The organism is Kaistia nematophila (genome assembly GCF_026343855.1).
Lineage (GTDB): Bacteria > Pseudomonadota > Alphaproteobacteria > Rhizobiales > Kaistiaceae > Kaistia > Kaistia nematophila.
Genome location: NZ_JAPKNK010000013.1, coordinates 48,634 through 70,539 on the forward strand (window position 1 = coordinate 48,634; position 21,906 = coordinate 70,539).

Annotated in this window: 23 protein-coding genes; 2 read left to right on the plus strand and 21 right to left on the minus strand. The window is 66.4% G+C overall.

The features are described 5' to 3' along the window. Positions 1 to 232 precede the first annotated feature (232 nt). The 11 genes from OSH07_RS22180 to OSH07_RS22230 all read right to left on the minus strand — a co-directional run bounded on the left by OSH07_RS22180 (position 233) and on the right by OSH07_RS22230 (position 10,873). Entirely contained in the window at positions 233 to 1,501 is a 1,269-nt protein-coding gene (locus tag OSH07_RS22180; RefSeq protein WP_266340887.1) for a cysteine desulfurase-like protein, read from the minus strand. A 32-nt stretch (positions 1,502 to 1,533) separates the two neighbouring features. Then, positions 1,534 to 2,280, minus strand: coding sequence for a cyclase family protein (locus tag OSH07_RS22185; RefSeq protein ID WP_266340888.1), 747 nt, complete (start codon positions 2,278 to 2,280; stop codon positions 1,534 to 1,536). 5 nt (positions 2,281 to 2,285) lie between these two features. After that, the gene (locus tag OSH07_RS22190) at positions 2,286 to 3,461 is read right to left on the minus strand and encodes an ABC transporter substrate-binding protein (RefSeq protein WP_266340889.1); all 1,176 of its coding nucleotides are present in this window, start codon (positions 3,459 to 3,461) and stop codon (positions 2,286 to 2,288) included. After that, positions 3,458 to 4,507 (minus strand): branched-chain amino acid ABC transporter permease, encoded by a 1,050-nt coding sequence (locus OSH07_RS22195; protein ID WP_266340890.1) that lies wholly within the window; start codon positions 4,505 to 4,507, stop codon positions 3,458 to 3,460. Before OSH07_RS22195 ends, OSH07_RS22190 begins: the two co-directional genes overlap by 4 nt. Then, the gene (locus OSH07_RS22200; protein ID WP_266340891.1) at positions 4,504 to 5,406 is read right to left on the minus strand and encodes a branched-chain amino acid ABC transporter permease; all 903 of its coding nucleotides are present in this window, start codon (positions 5,404 to 5,406) and stop codon (positions 4,504 to 4,506) included. Before OSH07_RS22200 ends, OSH07_RS22195 begins: the two co-directional genes overlap by 4 nt. Then, positions 5,403 to 6,131 carry an ABC transporter ATP-binding protein gene (locus OSH07_RS22205; protein WP_266340892.1) on the minus strand — a complete coding sequence of 243 codons (729 nt, stop codon included), beginning with the start codon at positions 6,129 to 6,131 and terminating at the stop codon, positions 5,403 to 5,405. Before OSH07_RS22205 ends, OSH07_RS22200 begins: the two co-directional genes overlap by 4 nt. After that, positions 6,118 to 6,903, minus strand: coding sequence for an ABC transporter ATP-binding protein (locus OSH07_RS22210; RefSeq protein ID WP_266340893.1), 786 nt, complete (start codon positions 6,901 to 6,903; stop codon positions 6,118 to 6,120). Before OSH07_RS22210 ends, OSH07_RS22205 begins: the two co-directional genes overlap by 14 nt. 176 nt (positions 6,904 to 7,079) lie before the next feature. Continuing rightward, positions 7,080 to 7,724, minus strand: coding sequence for a cysteine hydrolase family protein (locus OSH07_RS22215; protein WP_266340894.1), 645 nt, complete (start codon positions 7,722 to 7,724; stop codon positions 7,080 to 7,082). Further along, entirely contained in the window at positions 7,721 to 8,524 is an 804-nt protein-coding gene (locus OSH07_RS22220; protein ID WP_266340895.1) for an N-formylglutamate amidohydrolase, read from the minus strand. Before OSH07_RS22220 ends, OSH07_RS22215 begins: the two co-directional genes overlap by 4 nt. 1 nt (position 8,525) lies before the next feature. Then, the gene (locus OSH07_RS22225; protein WP_266340896.1) at positions 8,526 to 9,845 is read right to left on the minus strand and encodes a type I glutamate--ammonia ligase; all 1,320 of its coding nucleotides are present in this window, start codon (positions 9,843 to 9,845) and stop codon (positions 8,526 to 8,528) included. A 146-nt stretch (positions 9,846 to 9,991) separates the two neighbouring features. Beyond that, positions 9,992 to 10,873, minus strand: coding sequence for a MurR/RpiR family transcriptional regulator (locus OSH07_RS22230; protein ID WP_266340897.1), 882 nt, complete (start codon positions 10,871 to 10,873; stop codon positions 9,992 to 9,994). 116 nt (positions 10,874 to 10,989) lie between these two features. Here OSH07_RS22230 and OSH07_RS22235 point away from each other — a divergent pair, with 116 nt between their 5' ends. Continuing rightward, positions 10,990 to 11,679, plus strand: coding sequence for a cysteine hydrolase family protein (locus OSH07_RS22235; RefSeq protein ID WP_266340898.1), 690 nt, complete (start codon positions 10,990 to 10,992; stop codon positions 11,677 to 11,679). 82 nt (positions 11,680 to 11,761) lie between these two features. Further along, positions 11,762 to 13,153 (plus strand): aspartate aminotransferase family protein, encoded by a 1,392-nt coding sequence (locus OSH07_RS22240; RefSeq protein WP_266340899.1) that lies wholly within the window; start codon positions 11,762 to 11,764, stop codon positions 13,151 to 13,153. A gap of 85 nt (positions 13,154 to 13,238) precedes the next feature. Here OSH07_RS22240 and OSH07_RS22245 read toward each other — a convergent pair whose 3' ends face one another. The 10 genes from OSH07_RS22245 to OSH07_RS22290 form a co-directional block, all read right to left on the minus strand. Beyond that, positions 13,239 to 13,625, minus strand: coding sequence for a DUF983 domain-containing protein (locus OSH07_RS22245; protein WP_266340900.1), 387 nt, complete (start codon positions 13,623 to 13,625; stop codon positions 13,239 to 13,241). A 218-nt stretch (positions 13,626 to 13,843) separates the two neighbouring features. Further along, positions 13,844 to 15,709 carry an FUSC family protein gene (locus OSH07_RS22250; protein ID WP_266340901.1) on the minus strand — a complete coding sequence of 622 codons (1,866 nt, stop codon included), beginning with the start codon at positions 15,707 to 15,709 and terminating at the stop codon, positions 13,844 to 13,846. A 92-nt stretch (positions 15,710 to 15,801) separates the two neighbouring features. Next, a complete protein-coding gene (locus OSH07_RS22255) occupies positions 15,802 to 17,220 on the minus strand; it encodes a c-type cytochrome (protein WP_266340902.1) in 1,419 nt (472 codons plus the stop codon). Then, positions 17,217 to 18,863: a GMC family oxidoreductase gene (locus tag OSH07_RS22260; protein WP_266340903.1), complete on the minus strand. Its 1,647-nt coding sequence runs from the start codon at positions 18,861 to 18,863 to the stop codon at positions 17,217 to 17,219. Before OSH07_RS22260 ends, OSH07_RS22255 begins: the two co-directional genes overlap by 4 nt. Continuing rightward, the gene (locus OSH07_RS22265; RefSeq protein WP_266340904.1) at positions 18,856 to 19,407 is read right to left on the minus strand and encodes a sorbitol dehydrogenase family protein; all 552 of its coding nucleotides are present in this window, start codon (positions 19,405 to 19,407) and stop codon (positions 18,856 to 18,858) included. Before OSH07_RS22265 ends, OSH07_RS22260 begins: the two co-directional genes overlap by 8 nt. An 84-nt stretch (positions 19,408 to 19,491) precedes the next feature. Next, positions 19,492 to 19,905, minus strand: coding sequence for a DoxX family protein (locus OSH07_RS22270; protein WP_266340905.1), 414 nt, complete (start codon positions 19,903 to 19,905; stop codon positions 19,492 to 19,494). A 219-nt stretch (positions 19,906 to 20,124) separates the two neighbouring features. After that, positions 20,125 to 20,325 (minus strand): hypothetical protein, encoded by a 201-nt coding sequence (locus OSH07_RS22275; RefSeq protein ID WP_266340906.1) that lies wholly within the window; start codon positions 20,323 to 20,325, stop codon positions 20,125 to 20,127. Positions 20,326 to 20,428: 103 nt separating this feature from the next. Then, the gene (locus OSH07_RS22280) at positions 20,429 to 20,701 is read right to left on the minus strand and encodes a helix-turn-helix domain-containing protein (protein ID WP_266340907.1); all 273 of its coding nucleotides are present in this window, start codon (positions 20,699 to 20,701) and stop codon (positions 20,429 to 20,431) included. A 111-nt stretch (positions 20,702 to 20,812) separates the two neighbouring features. Then, positions 20,813 to 21,577: an SDR family NAD(P)-dependent oxidoreductase gene (locus tag OSH07_RS22285; RefSeq protein WP_266340908.1), complete on the minus strand. Its 765-nt coding sequence runs from the start codon at positions 21,575 to 21,577 to the stop codon at positions 20,813 to 20,815. A gap of 11 nt (positions 21,578 to 21,588) precedes the next feature. Further along, a complete protein-coding gene (locus OSH07_RS22290) occupies positions 21,589 to 21,903 on the minus strand; it encodes an L-rhamnose mutarotase (RefSeq protein WP_266340909.1) in 315 nt (104 codons plus the stop codon). Positions 21,904 to 21,906: the final 3 nt, after the last annotated feature.

A 21,906-nucleotide genomic window follows, 5' to 3' on the forward strand; every position in this document is an offset into this window, starting at 1 on the left:
TTTGCCGCCCGCCCTCCGTCATCGTGGCCACCGAGCCGGGATCCATGCAGCCGCCGTCGGGGTAAGCAAGGGGCAGGGGCCAAGCGAAATCAGGGTTGCGGATGCATGGCTCCCTGCCTTTGCAGGGATGACGGCCAGGCGTGGGCGGTTCCTGTGTCTGGCTGGCCCCGAACCAGGCGTGAATCTCGCTGCCCGTCCCGGGACAATGGGCGGGCAACGAGGCTCGGCAGGCCTAACCTGCTGCCGTCGTCCATTCTCCAAAGCTGCGGATGAAGCGGTCGACCTCTTCTGCCGTGTTGTATTGGGCGAGGCCGACGCGGACCACGCCGCCCTTGTCCATCAGGCCCAGGCGGGTCGTGGGCTCGATGCCGTAGTTGTGGCCGTGCCAGAGCGAGATGTTCTTCCTGGCCATCGCCTTGCAGATATCGGCCGGGTCGGTGCCCTCATAGGTGAAGGAGACCGTCGGCACGCGGCGAGACAGCGCCTGCTTCTCCGTCAGGCCCTGGATCTTGAGCTTCGGGAAGGATTGCAGCCCTTCGATCAGGCGCGCCGTCAGCACGCGCTCATGCGCGTCGACGGCGTGCATGCCGGCGACAAAGCGTTCGCGCCGTGTCGCAGCGTTGGAGGCGTTGCCGAAAGTGGTGCCGATCCATTCGAAATGCTCGATCGCGCCGAGCACGCCGGCCAGCGACTCGCGATTGGTGGTGCCGGTTTCGAACTTGCCCGGCGGGATCGTCGACGAGGCGCGCACCTTGTAGGCCTCGAGCCGGTCGAGCACGTCGCGCCGTCCCCAGAGCACGCCATGATGCGGTCCGTAGAACTTGTAGGCGGAGCAGACGAGGATGTCGCAGCCGAGATCCTGCACGTCGATGACGCCATGCGGGGCGAACTGCACGGCGTCGACATAGACGAGCGCGCCGACGGCCTTTGCAGCCTTGGTGATCGCCTTGACGTCGTGGATGGTGCCGGTGACGTTCGAGGCATAGCCGATCGCCGCCACCTTGAGCCTGTCGGTGATCACATCGTCGAGTTGGGTCAGGTCGAATTCGAAGGCCTCGGGGTCGAAGTCGATCCAGCGGACGACGAGGCCCTTGTCCTCGGCCAGCATTAGCCAGGGTGCGACATTGGCGTCGTGATCCATGCGGGTCAGCAGGATCTCGTCGCCTTCCTTCAGCGTGCGGCCGATGGCGCGCGACATCGAGAAGGTGAGGGTGGTCATGTTCTGGCCGAAGATCACCTCGTGCCAGTCATTGGCGTTGAAGAGGTCGCCCATCGCCTTGTGGGCCTCCTGCGCCTGGGCTACGGCGCGCTGCGAGGTGTCGAAATAGCCGCCGAGATTGGCGTTGTCCTCGATCAGCGCGTGGTTGATGCGGTCGATGACGCGGCGCGGCACCTGGGTGCCGGCCGGATTGTCGAAGAAGACGGGGGCGGCGTCGCCGCGATTGGCGATCGCCGGAAACTCATGGCGTATGGCGTCGATATCCAGGCGTGAATCGGCCATGGCCGCTCTCCCGTTCTCTTGTTCTTGTTGGTTCAGCGATGAATGGCGACGACGCGGGCCGGGAAGCCGGAACCGCCGCGGGCCTTGGGCCAGCTCGCGAGGATCAGCGCGCCGGCCTCGGGCACCTTGTCGAGATTGTTCATCAGCTCGATCTGCCAGCGGTCGAGCGAGAGAATGTAGTGTTCGAGCGCGTAGATGCCGGCCGAGGTGGAGAGACCGGGATCCGTGTCGATCTGCTCATGGCCGACCGCGGTGATTCCGCGTTCGGTGAACAGATGCTCGAGAACCTCGCGGCTCCAGCCGGGCGTATGGACGATGCCATCGGTCGAGCGGTTGTAGAAGCGGTCGGAATCCGGCCAGCGCTTGTACCAGTCGGTGCGGAGCGCCACGAATGCCTTCTCGGGGATGCGGCCGTTGCGCGCCTCCCATTCTGCCACGTCATCGAGCGTCGGCGTGGCGTCGGCATCCGCCGCCACGCGTTCGCTGATGTCGAGGACGACGAGCGGCAGCAGCATCTCCGAGACCGGGATCTCGTCGAGCGTCCTTCCACCTTCGATGAAGTGGACGGGCGGATCGACATGGGTCCCCCACTGCCCGGGAATGCTGTAGCGATGGACTTGAAATCCATGACCCTTGGCAAAATCGAACAGGAGTTCACGTTCCTCGTCCGGGAATGACGCGAAATGCGGCTGGCCCGGATGAAAGGCGTGAGTGAGGTCCGTGAAGGTCGCATCGGCAAGGGTGCGATAGAGATCCCAGAGGCTGCTGCTGCCGTTCATGGTTCCTACGGCTCCGGAACGAAGGTCGGAGCGGCTTCGCCGGCGAGCACGAGCTTGCCGTCCTTGACGCCGATGACCGAGACGGACTTGTCCGGAACGGCGACGCCCGGGCGGTAGCTGATCGTGCCGGTGACGCCGGCGAGGCCCTGGGTCGCGGCAAGGGCGTCGCGGATCTTGGCCGGATCGGGCGAGCCGGCGCGCTTGATGGCGTCGGCCATCAGCTTGGTGGCGTCGTAGCCGAGCGCCGCGAAGGAGTTCTCGGGAGCGTTGCCGGTCGCCTTCTTGTAGGCCTCGCTGAAGGCCACGACGGCCGGGCTGCCACCTTCGCCCATGAAGGCGTGGGTGGTGAAGTAGGCGTCGTTCGCGGCGGCGCCGCCCACTTCGAGCAGCAGCGGCGTATCGTAGCCGTCGCCGCCGACAACCGGCAGATTGATGCCGGCCTGGCGCAGCTGCTTCAGGATCAGGCCGATTTCCTCGGCGTTGGACGAGGCATAGATGAAGGCGGGCTGCTCGGGCAGCGCCTTGATCTTCGCGATCTGGGCGGTGAAGTTCTTGTCACCGATCTTGTAGGTGTCCTTGCCGAGCAGCTTGCCGCCACCATGCTCGTAGGCGGAGACGAAATAGTCGGCCAGAAGGGTCGTGTATTCGGAACCGATGTCGGTCAGCAGGTAGCCGGTCTTGGCATTGAGCTTGTTCAGCGCGAATTCGGCGCCGACGGCGGCCTGGACGTTGTCGCCGAAGGCGGCGAGGAAGACCTGGTCACCGAGCTGGCTCGGCAGCTTGGGCGAGGTGGCGCCCGGCGTGATGAAGGGGATCTTGGCCTTGTCGACCTGCGGACCGATCGACAGCACGCTGTCGGAGTCGGCGAAGCCGATGATGCCGACAACCTTGTCGCTGTCGATCAGCTGCGAGGCGACGGTCGAGATGACGGTGGCGTCGCTCTTCGAGTCATAGGTGATGAGTTCGATCGGGCTGCCGAGCACGCCGCCGGCGGCGTTGATCTCGGCGACGGCCAGCTTGGCGCCGTTCAGCATCGGGCCGTCGAGCGAGGCCTGGATGCCGGTGACATTGGCCGGGAAGCCGATCTTGATCGGATCGGCGGCGTAGGCGGCCGAGGTCGAGAAGGCAAAGGCGGCGCCAAGCCCGAGGCCGATGGCCGCCCGTCGTGAGAGCTTCATCATCTGTCTTTTCCCTCTTTATGATTATTGGTCGCCGATCTTCCGGAGAGACCGAATGTCAGCTCGCGGTCTCCCATGATCCCCTTCGGCCGGAAGATCATGATCAGGATGAACAGGAAGCCGAGCACGATCTGGCTGGCTCCGAAGAGAGCAGGCACGGTGATGTCGCCGATCGTGAAGCCGCGCTCGACCGAGCGCAGCAGTTCCGAAAGGATCGACACGCAGATGACGCCGATGATCGCGCCGGAAAGCGAGCCCATGCCGCCGAGGACCAGCATGGCGATCAGGTTCATCGTCATCGCGAAGTAGAAGGTGTTGGGCGAGAACGAGCCGAGATAGTGGGCGTAGAGCGAGCCGCCTACGCCGGCGAAGAAGGCGCCGATGACGAAGGCGAGCAGGCGCGCCCGCAGCACGCTGATGCCGACGGCGCTGGCGGCGATGGTGTCGTCGCGCACCGCCTTCATTCTTCGCCCGAAGGGCGAATAGACCAGCCGTGCCAGCACCAGCAGGGTGATTGCAAGCCAGCCGAGCACCCATGGCAGGGTCGTCGCCAGCGGCACGCCGGTGAAGGTCCGGGCGCCGCGGGTGAAGTCGGAGGCGTTGATCAGGACGACGTTGACGATGATGAGGAAGCCCATCGTCGCGACCGAGACGAAATAGCCGGAGAGCCGCATCAGCGGATAGCCGACGATGACGGCGAGGATCGCCGCGAACAGGCCGGCGGCAAGCGTCGCCGGGAGGAAGGGCAGGCTGAACCAGTTCAACAGGTCCGGCAGGTGCGGCAGTAGCGCCTTCTTCTGCTGCACTGTCAGCGAAAGGATGCCGGCGGCATAGGCGCCGGCGCCTATGAAGCCGACATGGCCGAGCGAGAACACGCCGGTGAAACCGTTCGAGAGCGACAGCGACAGCACCAGGATGCTGTTGAGCGCGATCAGGAGCAGGATGCGGACGAAATAGTCGCCGACCACATGCGGTGCGCCGAAGGCGACCACGGCGGCCAGTACGAGCGCTGCGCCGACGACGAGCGGAATACGCGGATCGGTCTTCACAGCTTGATCTCCCGGTTCGGCTGCAGAAGACCGCCCGGCCGGAACAGCAGGAAGGCGATCAGGAGCGCAAAGACGATGGCATCGCGATACGGGACGACCGTGTCGGGCAGGAAGGCGATGATGAAGATCTCCAGCGCGCCCAGCATGTAGCCGCCGAGCAGGGCCCCCGAGATCGAGCCGAAGCCACCGATGATGGCCGCGACGAACGCTTTCAGCAGGGGCGTGAAGCCCATCTGCGGCTGCACGACGCCGGCCTGCGCCGCCCAGAGCACGCCGGCGAGGCCGGCATAGGCCGAGGCGACCACGAAGGCGACGACGATGACCTTGTTGACGTTGAGGCCGACGAGCTGCGCCGCCGCCATGTCCTCGGCCGCCGCCCGCATGCCGAGGCCGATGGTGGTTCGGGTGATGAACCAGCCGAGCCCGATCAGCGACACGAAGGTGAGCGCCACCGTCAGCACGTTGATGTTGGTGAAGGTTATGGCGCCGCCGGCGAGCTGCCAGGAACTGTTCAGGAGATCGGGCAGCGGGAAATTGCGCGGCGATGAGGTTAACAGCAGGATGCCCAGGTTTTCCAGGATGTAGGTGACCGCGAGACTGGTCAGCAGCCGCGTTACATCGGGAGCGTTGCGGATCGGCCGGTAGGCGATGCGCTCGATCAGGAAGCCGGCGATCGCCGAGGCGGCAATGCCGCAGATCATCGCCGGGACGAAGGGCATGCCGGCGGCGATCAGCAGGACCGTGGTGAAAGCGCCCACCATCATGACGTCGCCATGGGCGAAGTTGGTCAGCTTCAGCACGCCGAAGACGATCGAGAGGCCGACGGCCACCAGGGCGTAGAGACTGCCCAGACTGATGGCGTTGATCACCTGCTGGATGATGTATTCAAGCTGGCTCATTCCGCCGCCCCCAGATAGGCCTGAGCCACGCGGTCATCGCTCCGAAGCTCGGAGGCGATGCCCGAAAGCGCCACCTTGCCGGTGCGCAGGACATAGGCGCGGTCGGCGAGTTCCAGCGCCAAGGCAATATTCTGTTCGACCAGAAGCATGGTCATGCCCTGGCGTTTCAGTTCGGCGAGCGCGTCGAAGATGTGGCGCACCAGGAGTGGAGCGACGCCGAGCGACGGCTCGTCGAGCAGCAGCAGCTTCGGCGCCGCCATCAGCGCCCGGGCGAGCGCCAGCTGTTGCTGCTCGCCGCCGGAAAGCGTGCCGGCGAGCTGGCGCCAGCGCTCGCGCAGGATCGGGAACAGCACGAACATCCGTTCCGTGTCGCGCGCGACGCCATCGGGATCCGTGCGCGTGCAGGCGCCGAGGCGCAGGTTTTCCGCAACCGAAAGACCGCCGAACAGGCGCCTTCCTTCCGGGCTGTGCGCGATGCCGAGGCGGACGATCTGCGGCGCGGTGCGCTTGTTGATGACCGTGCCGGCGAAGGTGATCGTGCCCGATTTGGCGCGGGCGAGGCCGGATATGCTGCGCAGCGTCGTGCTCTTGCCGGCGCCGTTCGCGCCGACCAGGGCGATCACCTCGCCTTCGCGGACGTCGAGCGATATGCCCTTCAGCGCGCGCACGGCGCCGAAGCTCACTTCGAGATTGTCGATGCGCAGGAGCGGATCAGCTGTGGCCAAGATACGCCTCCCGCACGCGCGGATGATTGCGGACTTCTTCCGGCGTGCCGACGCATATGACCTCGCCGGTGGCGAGCACCTGGATGCGTTCGCAGAGCCCCATGATCAGGTCCATGTCGTGCTCGACGACGACCACTGCGACGCCGTAGCGGTCGCGGATCGTGCGGATGAGGCTCGCGAGCACTTTGGTTTCGTGGGAATCGAGGCCCGCCGCCGGCTCGTCGAGCAGCAGCAGCTCCGGCTTGGTAGCCAGCGCGCGGGCGATCTCGAGGCGGCGCTGGTCGCCGTAGGGCAGGTCGGCGGCAAGGCGGTGGGCCTGGCTGGTCAGCCCCATCAGGTCGAGGAGTTCGGTCGCCACTTCCTGCGCGGCGGCGACCCGGCGCTGGTAGAGCGAGCCGCGCACCACCGAGGCGATCGGGCCGATCGGCTGGCGCAACTGCGCCGCCGCCAGCACGTTCTCGGCCACGGTCAGCGTACCGAACAGGCGGGAGCCCTGGAAGGTTCGGGCGATGCCGAGCGCGACGATGCGCGACGTGCGCATGCCGACGATCGAACGGCCCTTGAATTCGATCTGGCCGGAATTCGGCTGCGAAAAGCCGGTGATCAGGTTGAAGAAGGTGCTCTTGCCGGAACCGTTGGGGCCAATGACCCCCACGATTTCCCGCGCCCGGAGCGTGATGGCCTGGTCGCGCAAAGCGACGAGGCCACGGAACGACTTGGTCAGCCCCGTTGTCTTGAGCAGAACCTGCTCGTCCGATCTGCCTTCCCGCAATGCCAAACTCGACCCCTCAAGAGATGCTCGCGTATTCTCTGTTTCCGTAGAGTTGTATCTGCGGAATTCCCATTTTTATTTGACGACTTTTCGTCGCATCTTGTCGTTCTAAGATCGATATTTCGCATATCGACCGTATTCAAGGAGCTGATAGTCGGAGTGTCAAGCGTTTGCGATCAAATTTGTTCAAGTTTCGATCGTTGCGCGGCCTTGAGTTCTTCGATCAGCGTATCGGAATCGGTCAGCCGGCAGTAACCCTTGAAGGCGGACAGGGCGCCGTCATGTCGTTCGCGGCTATCCGTCGTGCAGGCATCGGTCGGGCAGATCATGCGAAAGCCCCGGTCGGCGCCGTCGCGGACGGTATGGTCGACGCACTGGTCGGTCAGGAACCCCGTGACGATGACGGTGTCGATGCCGATGTTGCGCAATAGGTATTCGAAGATCGTCGAGTTGAAGAGGCTCGATGACGTCTTCGGCAGGATGATCTCGTCGTCGCCCGGCTTCAGCGCCTCGATGACGCGTGTCTCCGGCGAACCGGGCGCGAAATGGAAGTTCGTCTGCTTGTAGTCGAGGCTGCGGTCGCGGCCGTCGCGCGTCAGGCTCTCGATGACGGTGAAGACGATCTCCGCCCCCGCGCTGCGGCCGGCTTCGAGCAGGCGGGCCATGCCGGGGATGGCGACGTCGCGCGCGCTCCTGAAGAAATACGGCCGCGCCGTCTCGGCGCCGGCGTGGAAGATGCCGTCCTGCGTGTCGATGAACAGGATGGCGGTCCGTGACGGGTCGATGGGCGAATGTCGGTCGAGCGGGGCGGCCCGGGTCATGATGCGGCGACCGTGAAGCGGCGATGGGCGGCGGGCAGCACGCGGCCGAGGCGCGTTGCCCATTCCGCCTGGCCGCTCGCCTCGCCGATCAGATCCTGGCGGATCTCGAACTCGACATAGGGAAGGCCGCGTTCCTCGCCATGGACCGGGATGGAGTAGTCCTTGTTCAGGTCGACGCCATAGGGCTCGTTGCGGCCGACGACGAGATCCGTCTCGTCGTCGAGCGCCTCCAGCACCGGCGTGGTGAAGCGCGTGTCGGCGCCGTAGCAGAGGCCGATCTGCCACGGACGCTGGAATGGCCTTGCCCGCAGCGACGGTGTGAAGGAATGCATCGAGACGAGGATCGTCGGGATGCCGGCTTCGGCGCGCCGGTCGAGGATCGTCTCGATCTGCCGGTGATAGGGCACGACGATCTCGTCGAGGCGCAACGAACGCTGAGCCGGCGTAAGATCGGCATTCCCCGGCACGACGGTGCCGTCGGAGACGAGCGCGATGCTGTCCGGCGAGGTGACGCGGCGGTTGCATTCGACGACGAGGCGCGAATAGCGCTGGAACACGAGCGAGGCGCCGAGTTGCTCGGCCAGCCGCTCGGATACGCCGAGGATGCCGATGTCGATGCCGATGTGACGGTTGAGTTCGGCGGGCTCGAGGCCGAGGCCGTCGAGCACGGCCGGAACGGCATTGCCGGCATGGTCGCAGATCAGCACGAAGGGCGAGGCATCGCCCCGGTCGATGATGCCGACCGGCTCGGGATCGTCGGGGCCGAGCAGTTCGTTCGGTTTGCCGAGGGCTTGGCTCATCTCAATAGGCTCGCGCATAGATGCGGCAGAGTTCGTCGATGTCGATGCCTTCCGACATCGAGATCTCGCCGCGCTTGTGGATCAGGTAGGCCTTGGAAAGAACCGGGCCGAGCCAGCCCATCGCGACGCTGTCTTCCTCCAGCGCCTGAAGCGCCTCCGGCAGGCTGCGGGGCAGGTCGCCAATGCCGCGCGCGTCGCGCTCGGCCTGCGACAGCGTGCCGGGGTCGCCGCTGGAGAGATAGGGTGCCGGCAGGTTGGCGCGGATGCCTTCGAGGCCTGCGTGGATCAGCATGGCGAGCTGAAGATAGGGGCTGGCCGTGGCGTCGGCGCCGCGGAACTCGATGTTGTAGCGCTTGGCGACATTCACCCCCTCGACTTCCGGGTAGGGGCAGATGCGCAGCAGCGCCTCGCGGTCGCGATCGGCGAGGTTGAGGTAATAGGCCGACCAGGAATGCGGCTTCAGCCGCTCATAGGAGATGGCGCTCGGCGCGGCGATCGCCGAGATCGCGCGGCCATGCTTCAGGATGCCGGCGGCGAAGGATGCGCCGACCGGGCTGAGCTTCCCGGGGCCGGCCGGATCGTACATGACGGGATTGCCGTCCTTGTCGATCAGGCTGAAATGGATGTGGACGCCATTGCCGACAATGCCGCGCGTCACCACCGGCGAGAAGGAGAGGTGGTAGCCGTGCTTCCTGGCGACCGAGCGGCCGATCTCGCGCAGCTTGACCGCCTCGTCCGCCGCCTGGAGCGCCAGCGCCGGGTCGACGGTGATCTCGTACTGGCGCGGGCCGTATTCCGGCAGGAAGGTGTCCGGCTGCAGGCCGTTGGCGCGCAGCGCGCCGACATAATCGCCGATGAAGGGCTCGAGGCCGCGCAGCGTGCTGGCGGCGTAGGAATCGCCCGGCCGTTCCTCGCCGCCGTCGATCCAGAATTCGTGCTCGAAGCTGGCGAGCACGCGCAGCCCGGTCTCGGCCTCCAGCCGGTCGAGCGCGTTCTTCAGGAAGCCGCGCAGGCAGCATTCCCAGCGTTCGCCCGCCATGGTCAGGATGTCGCCGAGCACGATCCGCTCGACCGGCGAGCCGTCGCCATAATCGAGCGTGATGTCGCCCTCCGGGCTCGGCACGAGCATCAGGTCGCCTTCGGCGCCGAACGGCGTCGCCGGAATGCGGCCGAAGCAGTTGATCATGATGTTGGTTGGCGTCCAGCCGACGCCGAAGCGGCGCCGATTTTCGAGTTCGCGGGCCGGAAAGCCCTTGCCACGAACCTGCCCAGCAATGTCGCTGCAGCAGACTGTGACGATCGTTTCACGCTCGATCGCCATTCTTCCCCCGATGTACCACGACTGCGTGCCGGCGCCCGCGTTCCGCGCCTTCGTCCGGCAGGGCTCGACGCTAGCATGCGTGACGAAAATTTTACAAGCCGCCCAAATAGGCAGCGAAGCTGTAATTTATGGCACGCAGTCGGATGTCAGGGGATCAGCTTGGCGCGGACCGTCTCGATCGCCTCGAAGCGCGTGCGGGCGATCGGCCACTGCCGGGCGTCGATGGACAGCGCCAGCGTCTCGACCAGTGCGATCAGGCCGATCAGGCTATCCCAGGGCGAGGGCAGGTCGACCTGGGCGCGGATGACGATGTCCGCCACCTGCGCGACGTCCGACATCCAGCGGTCGGTGAAGAGGGCGACGACCGCGCCGCGCTGCTTGGCGATTTCGGCGGTGCGGATGGTGTCGAGTTGGTAGCGGCGGATATCGAACAGGATGACGACGTCGCGTTTGCGGATGTCGGCAAGCTCGTCGGCGCGGCGCGGCAGCGCCTGCGAGAACAGGCGGACGCGGCTGCGCATCTTGCGCAGGTGGAATTCCAGATGGCGCGCGGCCGGGTCGGTGAAATCGCCGCCGAGCAGGAAGATTTCCCGGCGTTCGTCGATCAGCAGGTCGGTTAGCGCCTCGAGATCCGCCTGACTCACCATGGCGAGCGAGTTCTCGACCGTGGTGACGAGGCTGCGGGTGAAGGCGGAGACCGCGGTCGTGGTGCCGTCGGCATGTGGCCGGGTCAGCGGATATTCCGCCTGCGCCTCCATCTCCTCGCGCAGCGCGCGGCGGAAATCGGCGTAGCCGGTGAAGCCGAGCTTGGCGACGAAGCGCAGGATGGTCGGTGCGCTGACCTTGGCGCGCTCGGCGAAGAGTGCCACAGTCTCCATGCCGGTGGTGGGATAGCGGGCGAGCAGGGCCCGCGCTGCCCGCCGCTCGGCCTCGCTCAACGAGGCCATGCTGGCCGTGACGCGATCGGCGAGGGTCGGCTTGCCGGAGCGGGGGGCGGCTCCTTCGGTCGGCTCAGTCTCGTCGATCATGTCTTCTCCTGTTTTCGAGATTGAATATTTCAATAACATTCTGGCAGCATATTCCCAGAACCGTAATTCTCATTACAGTGTCGGCGCGCATTCAGATGCTTCGCCGGAGATGCCAGATGACCACACTACCGCCAATCGACGCCCCGCATGGCGCCTATCGTGAACGCAATTTCGTGCCGGCGCGCACGGCGCTTCTCAATGTCGACATGCAGAACGGCGAGTTCAACGCCGAACTGCTGGCGCTGGCCCGCGTCGACGGCACGCCGGAATCGAAGAAGCGCGCCTTCTACGAGCGGATCGCCGACACGCTGATCCCCAACCAGGCGCGCCTGCAGGAAGCCGCCCGCGCCGCCGGTATCGAGGTGATCTTCACCGTCATCGAGAGTCTGACGCAGGATGGTCGCGACCGCAGCCTGGACCACAAGATCTCCGGCCTGAACGTGCCGAAGGGCTCCTGGGAAGCGCTGCCGATCGAGGCGGTCGGCCCGCGCGGTGACGAGATCGTCATTCCGAAGACGGCCTCCGGCATCTTCAACTGCACCAACATCGAATATGTGCTGCGCAATCTCGGCATCGAATATCTGGTGATTTACGGCGTCGTCACCGACCAGTGCGTCGAATCGGCGATCCGCGACGCCGCCGACCGCGGCTTCCTGGTCACCCAGGTCGAGGATTGCTGCGCGGCCGACACGCCGGAAAACCACGCCACGTCGATCGAGTCGATGCGCGGCCATTACTGCCGGACCCGCACCACCGACGAGGTGATCGCCGAGATCGCCGCCGCCCGAGCGGTCGCCGCCGCCTGAACCGCTTCGGGCGAGGCGGTCCGCTTTCGTCTCGCCCCCACCCTGGATGCCGGGCTCGACCCGCAGGTTTCGAAAGATCGACATGTCAGAACAGCCGACGCTCTCGCACAATGAACTCCACGCCTGGGACCGGGATCACTTCTTCCATCCCTCGACGCATATGGCCCAGCATGCCCGTGGCGAGACGCCGAACCGCATCATCGCCGGCGGCGAGGGCGTCTACATCACCGATGTCGACGGCAAGCGCAGCCTCGACGCGTTCGCCGGCCTCTATTGCGTCAATGTCGGCTATGGCCGCACCAAGATCAGCGACGCGATCGCCCGGCAGGCATCGCAGCTGCCCTATTACCATGCCTATGTCGGCCACGCCTCGGAGCCGTCGATCCGGCTCGCCAAGATGGTGATCGACCGCGCGCCGGCGCATATGAGCCGTGTCTTCTTCGGCCTGTCCGGCTCCGACGCCAACGAGACCAACATCAAGCTGGTCTGGTACGTCAACAACGTGCTCGGCCGTCCGGAGAAGAAGAAGATCATCTCGCGCTGGCGCGGCTATCACGGCTCCGGCGTCATGACGGGCAGCCTGACCGGCCTCGCCGCGTTCCACAATCTGTTCGACCTGCCGCGTGCGCCGGTGCTGCATACGGAATCGCCGTATTTCTATCGCCGCGAGGACCGCAGCCTGACCGAGGAGCAGTTCTCGCAGTTCTGCGCCGACAAGCTGGAGGAGATGATCCTGGCCGAAGGGCCCGAGACCATCGCCGCCTTCATCGGCGAGCCGGTTCTGGGCACGGGCGGCATCGTGCCGCCGCCGGCCGGCTACTGGCCGAAGATCCAGGCGATCCTCGACAAGTACGACATCATCCTGATCGCCGATGAGGTCGTGACGGCGTTTGGTCGCCTCGGCTCGATGTTCGGTTCCGATCACTACGGCATGAAGCCGGATCTGATCACCATCGCTAAGGGCCTGACCTCGGCCTATGCGCCGCTTTCCGGCGTCATCGTCTCGGAAAAGCTGTGGCGGATCCTGGAGCAGGGTTCCGATACGTTCGGGCCGATCGGCCATGGCTGGACTTACTCGTCCCATCCGCTCTGCACGGCGGCCGGCGTTGCCAATCTCGAAGTCGTCGACGAGCTTGATCTCGTCAACAATGCCCGGGATGTCGGCGCCTATTTCCGCAGGAGCCTTGCAGATGCCGTCGGCGGCCATCGCATCGTTGGCGACGTGCGCGGCGAAGGGCTTCTGGCCTCGGTCGAGTTCGTCAGAGACCGCGACGACCGGATCTTCTTCGACGCGGCTGACAAGGTCGGCCCGCGCATCTCGACGGCGTTGCTGGGGCAGGGCGTCATCGGTCGCGCGATGCCGCAGGGTGACATCCTCGGATTCGCACCGCCGCTCTGCCTGACGCGGGAAGAGGCGGATATCGTCGTCGCCGCCACCGTCAAGGCCGTCGACGAGGTCGCTGCCACGCTGTAGGGGCTCGCGAGCCAGAATGTAAAAAGGGCCGGGTCATGGTGGATGACCCGGCCTTTTTCATCTCTGCGATGCAGTCTGGAATTCGCTACTTGTCGATCCGGGTCAGTTCCGCGCCGCCATCGGCCCGGTGCAGGTACTGCGAGCAGACCAGCCATCCCTTGATCGGCCTCAGTAGCAGCAGGGTCGGCAGCAGCAGCATGGGCAGCGTCGTGAAGAGGTGGACCCAGAGCGGCGCCTCGAACTTGACCTGCAGCCAGAGCGCCAGGATCACGGCCGGGATACAGCCGACGAACTGGGCGAAGAAGGCGGGGCCGTCGGCCGGGTCGGCGAAAGAGAAGTCCAGTCCGCAGACCTCGCAGCGCGGCGCTAGCTTCAGCCAGCCGCTGAAGATGTGACCGGACTGGCAGCGCGGGCAGCGGCCGGCGACGCCGAGCTTGAAGGCGAGGTGGTATCTGGATTCGGTTTCGCTCATGGCGATCCTCTGGTCTGGTTCGCAGCAGGCCGGCGGCCGGGAATGGCAACGGCTTGCCTTCCGAAAGACTTCGCCTGCGCGCGGGAAAGCAGAGTTCCCGGGTCGCCAATGCCTAGCTTTCGATCTTCGTGGTCAAAATCTAGCCGTTCTCCTTGCCGCGAACGAGGTGACGAAATGTAGCCGGCAACTTTTGTCGCAGTCCGGGCCCCCTGTGCCGCTCAAGTGCTTTCCGGAACCAGCGAATCCCGCAGGTTCTGAAGCTCGGTCGCGACGAAGGCCGGCAGCGGCGCCGTCTGCTGCGGCCTGTCGTCGTGCAGGACGGCCCATTCGAGATCGGCCAGCGCGGCGAGGATCGCCCGCTCCCCGCCAGGCCCGAACAGCGTGCGGGTCGTCTCGGCTGTCGCCGCCGGGTCGCTGTTCTCCATCGCCCAGCAGGTCGAGAGCACACGGTAGCAAAGCCGCTGGGTCGTGACCACGGCCGGCCACATCCGCTCGGCTTCGGCGCCGTAGCGGGGCGATGAGCCGGCGCTGCGGTCATAGGCTCCGAGCAGCGTGAGGGCGCGATGCTGCAGGTCGCGCCGCGCTTCGCGCGCTTCCGCCGTCAAAACGTCGCCCTTCGCCATGTGGCGGATCGTTGCGGCGACGGCTTCGAGCGTGCGGGCGAGTTCGGCCGAAATCCGCGCCGTGGCGACGCGCGGATTGGAGAGCGCGAACACGCCGAGGCCGACGACGCAGCCGATGACAGTATCGATGCCGCGCACCCAGAGCAGATGGCCGACATCGGGCACCGGATGGCCGCCCGAGGCGATGGTGAGGGCCGCCGCCGTGATGAAGACGACCGCCAGCGCGTAGTTGCGGATGACGATCATCTCGATGACGAACTGCAGGCACATGAGCGTCACGGCAAGCCAGAGGCCGCCCGGCTGCAGGGCCAGGATCGAACCGGCCAGCAGCAGGCCGACCATGGTCCCGGCCATGCGCTCGACGCCGCGCTGTAGTGTGCGGGCCCAGTCGAGACCCTGGTGCAGGATGAGCATGGCGGCGGCGATGCACCAATAGGCGCGTTCGAGACCGAGCATGGCGCCGAGCGTTCCGGCGACCGCGGTGGCGACGCCGACGCGCGCGGTCACGAGCAGCGCCGGCGACCAGGGCGCAAGGCTTTCACGCAGCGAGTCGACGACGCCATGATGGCCGAGCGGAACATGGCCCGGATCCGTCCGCTCGGCGCCGGGCTGAGGGCTCAGCGCCTCCGTGCCGAGACCTCGCGCCTGGTCGATGGCGGCGGCCGGCAGCGGTCCGGTCGCGCTCATCGCTTCGGCGAAAAGCTGGTTAAGCTCGCGCCCGATCGCCCGCAACCGGCTCAGCGTGCCGTCCGGTCGCGGCCGCGGCGGCTGGAAGCTGACGAGCGTCGTCCAGGATTCCTGCATCGACTGCGCCGCATTGTGGCGGGCCGCGTCCTGAGCCGGGGTTCCGATCGCTTCGATGAACCGGGCCACGGCCTCGGCGGAGGCGGCGACCGCCTTTCGCTCCGGCCCGCGCGGCCAGAAGAAGGCCCCGATCATGTGCGCGATCCAGGCGACGGCGCCGCCGGCCGAGACTAGCAGCGCGGTGTGGCCGACGGTCAGGTGCGGTGCGTGGATCGCGGTGCCCGCGGCGCAGGCGAGCGTGAACATGTAGGCGCCGGGCGGCGACACGCGCAGCGCGTTGCAGAGGAAGGTCGCGACCATCGCCATCAGCGCGACGGCGGGCACCACCATCCAGGGCGTCGCCTGCGCCCAGACGCCGAGACTGACGGCGATCGTGAACGCCAGCGCGATCAGGGCGAGATAATAGGCGCGGTTGAGATAGGGCCGGTCGCTGCCATAGAGGGCGGTGAAGGCGCCGGTCGTCGCCATCAGCCCGGCCGATGTGTCGCCGAGAGCCCAGCCCGCCACCACCGGTATGCCCATGCAGAGCGCGGCGCGCATCGCGAAGGGCCATCGCCGCTTGGCATCGCGCAGCCGGAACATCATGCCGAGGCTCAGCGTGCTGCGCGGCGGCGGCGGCGGTATGGGAAGGACTGATGTGGGCTGCGTCGAGGGCATGTCGCGGGCGTTTCGTGCGTGGTGGGGAGGGCTGGTCCGCAGGGTAGCAGCGGAAGGATGGAAAGGCACCGCCCGACCCTTGGCGTCGGGGCCTATCCCATGTCGGAGGCGTTTTCCCCCCGGCTCCGCCGCCGGCCGATCCAGCCGAGCAGCAGGGCGATCACGACCAGAGGGGCGGCGACCGTCGCGATCTGCGCGCCGAGGATGAGCGTTGAGTTCGGGGCGGCCGCCCCGGCGCGGATGGCCTTGACCTGATCGGCCGTCACCTTGGCGGCCGGATTGCCGAAATTCTCGATCAGGTAGGCGCCGAGCGTGGCCACCTGCTGGTCCGAGAGCGCATCGGCAAAGGCCGGCATCAGCACGTCCGGCTGCCGGCGGAGGCCCTGCAGGATGACCGCCACGACATTGTTGGTGTTCGTCGTGCCGAGAGCCGTGTTGTGCAGTAGCGACGGCAGCCTGCCGTCGAAGCTGCCCTGGCCCTTGTCCTGATGGCAGCTCGCGCAATAGGCGTCATAGATCTGCGCGCCGCTCCACTGGTCGTGATCCCCTGGCAAGGGCACGCCCCGGATTTTGGCGAGATCGTCCGTCGGGTTGCCCCAGAGATAGGTCGGCCTGGTGTCGGCGGGATCGTGGATCGCCGGCACGGATTTCAGGTAGACGGCAATTGCGCGAAGATCCGCGTTGGTCAGGAAGCGCAGGCTGTTCTCCACCGCTTCCGCCATCGGGCCGCCCGCCTGCGCCTTGGCGCTGGCATGACCGTCGCGCATGTAGGCGACGAGTTCGTCGATGCTCCAGCCGCCGATGCCGCTGTTCGCGTCGGAGGTCACGTTGGGAGCGTGCCAGAAGCCGATATCGCCGCCGGCCATCTCACGCGAGGATTGCTCCGCCATCAGCAGGTTGCGCGGAGTATGGCAGGTGCCGCAATGCGCCGGCCCGCGGACCAGATAGGCGCCGCGGTTCCATTCGGCGCTCTGCGACGGGTCCGATGAAAACGGCTTGCCGTCGAGGAACAGGAGATTCCACGCCGCCATCGACAGGCGGATATTGAACGGCAGCGGCAGCTTGGTCTCGGCCGGCTTCTGGTCCACCGGTTCGACGCTGTTCATGAAATAGGCGTAGAGCGCGGCGACGTCCTCGTCCGAGAGCTTCGCATAGGCGGTGTAGGGCATGGCCGGGTAGAGCAGCTGGCCGTCACGTCGCACGCCCCTGCGAAGGGCGGCGCTGAACTGGTCGAGCGTGTAATTGCCGATGCCGGCCGTCTTGGACGGGGTGATGTTGGTGGCGATGATCGCCCCGATCGGGGTTTCGATCGGCAATCCCCCCGCCATCGGCTTGCCGCCGGGAAGGGTGTGGCAGGCCGTGCAATCCGAGGCGATGGCGAGATATTTGCCGCGCGCGATGGTGTCGGCGTCGGCGGCGTGGGCCGGCCCGGGAGCGGCGGCGCCGATCAGGCCCGAAAGCGCCAGCGCCAGCCAGGCAGGCGCGGCCGCGCGGCGACGCGGCCGTCTCACGATGGCACCCGCTCGGCGGCGTCGCGCGGCGGCGGGGTGGAGGCCGCCCCCTGCTGCGCCAGCATGTGCGGCACGGCGCGCAGGGCGACGGCAAGCGCATTCTCGGTCGAGTTGCAGGTCGCCGAGGTCGGCAGGACGCCGGTTCCGGCGAGATACAGGTTCTCGTGGTCATGCGTGCGGCCCCACTCGTCGCAGACCGAGACCTTGGGGTCGCTGCCCATGCTCAGCGTGCCGCAGATATGCTGGTTGTTGGCGAAGTCGCCATCCTTGCTGAAGCGCAGGTTGGTGCCGCCCATCAGCTCGGCGATGCGGCGGAAGTCCTGCTGCGAGCGCTCCGCGCCGCGGCGGGTATAGTCCTCGATCGAGTAGTGCGTTTCCGGCTTGGGGATGCCCATCGCATCCTTTTCCGAACTCAGCATGATCCGGTGATCGGGGTTGGGCAGCACCTCCAGAACGTTCTTGACGCTCATCTCGCGGGCTGCGCTGTGGCGCAGGCGCTTTTCCAGTTCGGGCCCAAAGACGCCCTGCTTGATGAGCGAGGTGGTGGCGCCGTCGACGCGCGAGATATTGGTGAAGTCGAGCCGATAGGGCGCATGCTCGCTGCGGAAGGCGCCGTCGCGCATCGTGTTGATCGAGCTCGGGCTTTGCGGTCCGCGCCCGAGCCAGACATCCTCGTCCGCGTCAAAGGTCAGCGATGTGCTCGGATGGTCCATCAGATGGCGGCCGACCATGTCGAAGCCGTTGGCGAGGCCCTTGGGAAACTTGTCGCTGGTCGATAGCAGCAGCAGCCGCGGGCTCTCGATGCCGTTGGCGGCGACGACGAAGGTCTTGCCGGTGACGCGATGCGAGGCCTTGTCCGGGTCGTAGTAGAGCGCGGCGGCGACCCGGCCGCGCTCGTCATGCTCCAGCTTGTAGACATTGGCGTTTGGGATCAGCTGTACGCCTGCCGCTTCGGCCGCGGCGGCGGCGAGGCCGCCATGATATTGCGCGTCGACCGGACAGATCGGCTGGCAGCTGTTGTTACCAACGCAGGCCGGGCGGTCGTCATAGGGCCGGCTGTTGCGCGCCGTCGTGTTGGAGACCACCGGAAAGTCGGAGGCGAGCCGCTCGCGCAGCCGGCGCATCGCGTAGACTTCGGCGACCGGCTCCATCGGAAAGGGCTTTTGCCGTGGCGAGCCGGTGTTCGGCGCGCCCGAAACTCCCATGATTTCCTCGGCCTCCTGGTAGAAGGGCTCGAGATCCTCGTAGCGGATCGGCCAGTCGACGCCGACGCCGTACAGGCTCTTGATCTGGAAGTCGTTGGGAACGTTGCGCCACGCCTGCGCCGCCCAGTGCCAGGTCGTTCCGCCCACCTGGCGGATATATTCCGCAGGGTAGGGATAGGGACCACCCTGTATCAGATAGCCATTGTCCGTCGGCTGGTAGACGGGATGCGGCGCCCAGTCGACCGGCGGATAGGGGGACATCCAGTCGCTGCGGCGCGGCGAGTTGCGAAAGCGCGCCACGATCTCGCCGCGCGTGACCCGCGGCCCGGCCTCGAGGATGATCACCGAGGCACCGGCCAACGCCAGCTTGCGCGCCACCTGCGAGCCGATGATGCCGGAGCCGATGACGACATAATCCGCGGACAGGGTGTCAGCCATGGTCGGGACCCTCGGCCGGATTGCGGGACCAGCTGCCGTAGCCGCCATAGGCATAGGTCGGCGGCTTCAGGACATCGGCGACGATTTGGGCGTTGAGCGCCGTCTCGAAGGCGATGCAGCGCGCGCGCACACCGCTGCCGACGATGCCGAGATACCAGGCCGTCACGATCTGCCCGGGCAGGTCCTTCAACGGCGAATTCTCGTCATTCAACGTTTGCTGCAACTGCATCGGGTCGATCTTGCGCTGCTCGATCAACTGGAGCAGCTGCCGGGTCCTGTCCGCGAAGCCGGCATCGTTGGCGGCGAGCGCGTCATGCAGGCGCCTGGCCTGTCCCGTATCGAGCGACGTACGTCCGACCAGTAGCGCCGAAAGCGCCATGAACGGCGCCATCGCCGCGTCGGGCACCTCCTGCGCTAGGGCGAAGGGAAGGAGCGAGAGAACATAGGTCGCTCCGAAGCCGACCAGAAGCGCCCGCCGAAGCGGATCGGGCGGGGCATCGATCGCAAGGGGCGGGGAAGTCGGCGGGATGTGGTGTGGTCCCATGTCGAAACTCCAGCCTGCGACGGCTCGACGGCGGAGACGAACTTGTGTCGAGGCTATTCTATCGAAGTCGCCTTGCCGCGCTCATCACGAACCGAAGAGCGAAGGCGAGTGCAGCAGGACGGCGGCGCCATCGCCGAGCAGGAAGAGGATGAAGAGCGTCGCGGTCCAGAAAGCGGGATATTCCCAGCCGCCGTCCGGATTGCTGAACAGCCAGCCCTTCTTGCCGTGGACCGTCACGATGGTGCCGATCATCAGCGGCATCAAAAGCAGCGCCACGATGCGCGGCCAGATGCCGAGGATCAGGCAGGCCGCGCCGCCGAGCTCGACCGTGATCGTGACATAGGCGAACCAGCCGGGCAGGCCGAGCGACCGGAAGAAGGCCATCGTGCCGGGGATCGTATAGACGCGCCACTTCAGCAGGGCATGGGCGATGAAAAGGATGCCGAGGCTGATCCGCAGAAGAAGAATGGCGTAGGGGGCAGTGACGAGATCAATCATGCCGGGCCACCGCGAGGAAGGCGTCGGTGAAACAACGACGGGCCGCGAATACAGGCCTCTGGGTTGACGGAGAAGGGATGATCGCGATCAAGATCGATACGCCTTCACGCTTCCAGTCGATCGATTCAGCGCCTTGGGCGGCAAGGTGTAAAGAGGATAATTCGGCCGCTTGCCGGGCGGCGGTGCATCCGTCGCCTAGCTTCGAGAGGCCCCGAGACGCTAGGGCTCGTCCTCGTCGGTTTCGTCTTCGTCTTCCTCGTCGTCTTCCGGCATGTCGATCGCGTCGCGCATCGGCCGGCCATCCGTATCGATCAGCGCGTCGAGAAAAGCCTGGTTGGCGCGGTCATCGACATCGGGCACCCGGTGAAGGTCCGAGGGGTCGGGCTGCAGCGGATCGGGGATCGGCTTCTTCGGATCCATCGTTTTTCTCCTTATGCGACAGGCAACGCTCCCCGTGCCGCGCAAGGCGGCGACGGGCGGGCAGGGCTCCGGTGTTCGGTCGCGTTCAGCGAACCAGGCAGTGCTAGTCGACGAGCAACTCGTCGTGCACGCGCAATCCACGCGCCAGCAGGCGCAGCGCTTCCTTGGAAATCAGCCAGCCGGATTCACAGCGCATGATTTGCGTCACGGCGACGCCGGTCCGGTCGGCCAGGTCGGTCTGGCTGATGCAGCGCCATTCACGAATGGCTTTCAACGGCTGCTCGCCGGCCGCAATCTTCTCGAGGACATGGTTCGGCAGCCCGGCGGTATCGCGCGGCCCTATATTGGGCTGCTGACGGAAGTGACGAAGCTCCATCTTACCCTCCCAACCGGCGGCACTCCCCCTGCCGCCTCTCAGAAGGAACGCACGAAAATCTGAAATGTTCCAGACCTTCGTGCGCCGGAACGACCCGTTTTGCGAAGTTGATCAGGCGGCGGGCAGCGCCGGCAGCCCGGCCCGTTCACGGAACGAGGCTTCGCGGATGTCGACCTCGAGCCCGGCGAGATCGCCCGCCGCCGAGGTGCAGAGAAAGACGATCGCCTTCGCCGGATCATCGACCGAGGCGAGCGCCTCGCGCGGCAGCTTGCTGACCGGATTGATGCCGGAGGCGCGGATCTCGACCTGCATGCCGGTATCGACGATCCCCGGCGCGAAGCCGAAGGCGCGGATGCCGCGTGCCCCATATTCGAGCGCCAGCGACTTCGTCACCATGGCGAGCCCGGCCTTGGCGGCGCAATAGGCGCTCCAGCCCTCCATCGCGCGGTGCGCCGCACCGGAGGACAGGTTGACGATGGCGCCGCCGCCCCGGTCGAGCATGGCGGGCAGGACCGCCCGCGCCATCGCCGCCGCGCCGATCAGCGTCGCGTTGATGTTGGCGGCCCAGGCGTCGGCGTCGGTCTCGTGCAGCAGGCCGATCGGCTGCACCGTGCCGGCGTTGTTGACGAGGAGGGTCGGCGCGCCGACCAGGGCGGTCGCCTCGCGGACGGCGGCGCGGACCGCTTCCGGGTCCGCCACATCGCAGGCGAGGCCGAGCGCTCGGCCCTCTGCGCATTGCCCTGCGACCGCCTCGGCGTCGGCAAGCCGCCGCGCCGTGACGATGACGCGGGCGCCAGCTTCGGCGAGCGCCTTGGCGGCGGCCGCCCCGATGCCGCCCTTGGCGCCGGTGACGAGGGCGATTTCTCCGTCGAGCATGGTGGGTCCGATCAATCCATGTGCCATTGCAGGGGCAGAAGATAAGCGAAGCCGGTGCGCGGGTCGCCCTCGAGCTTCATGATCGGCGCCATCGCCTCGCCCCAGCGCTTGTTGACCGGATCATCCTTGAGATAGGCGATCGTCTTCTGCAGGTCATCGGTCTCGAAATAGCCGATCAGCTTCAGGCCGAGCCGGAAGATCGAATAGTTGCGGATGCCGGCCGCCTTCAGCGTCTCCAGCATCTCCGGCCAGATCTCGTCATGCGCCTTCTTGTATTCCTCTTCGCATCCCGGACGGACTTCCAGAACCCAGGCGTAGTGACCCATGAT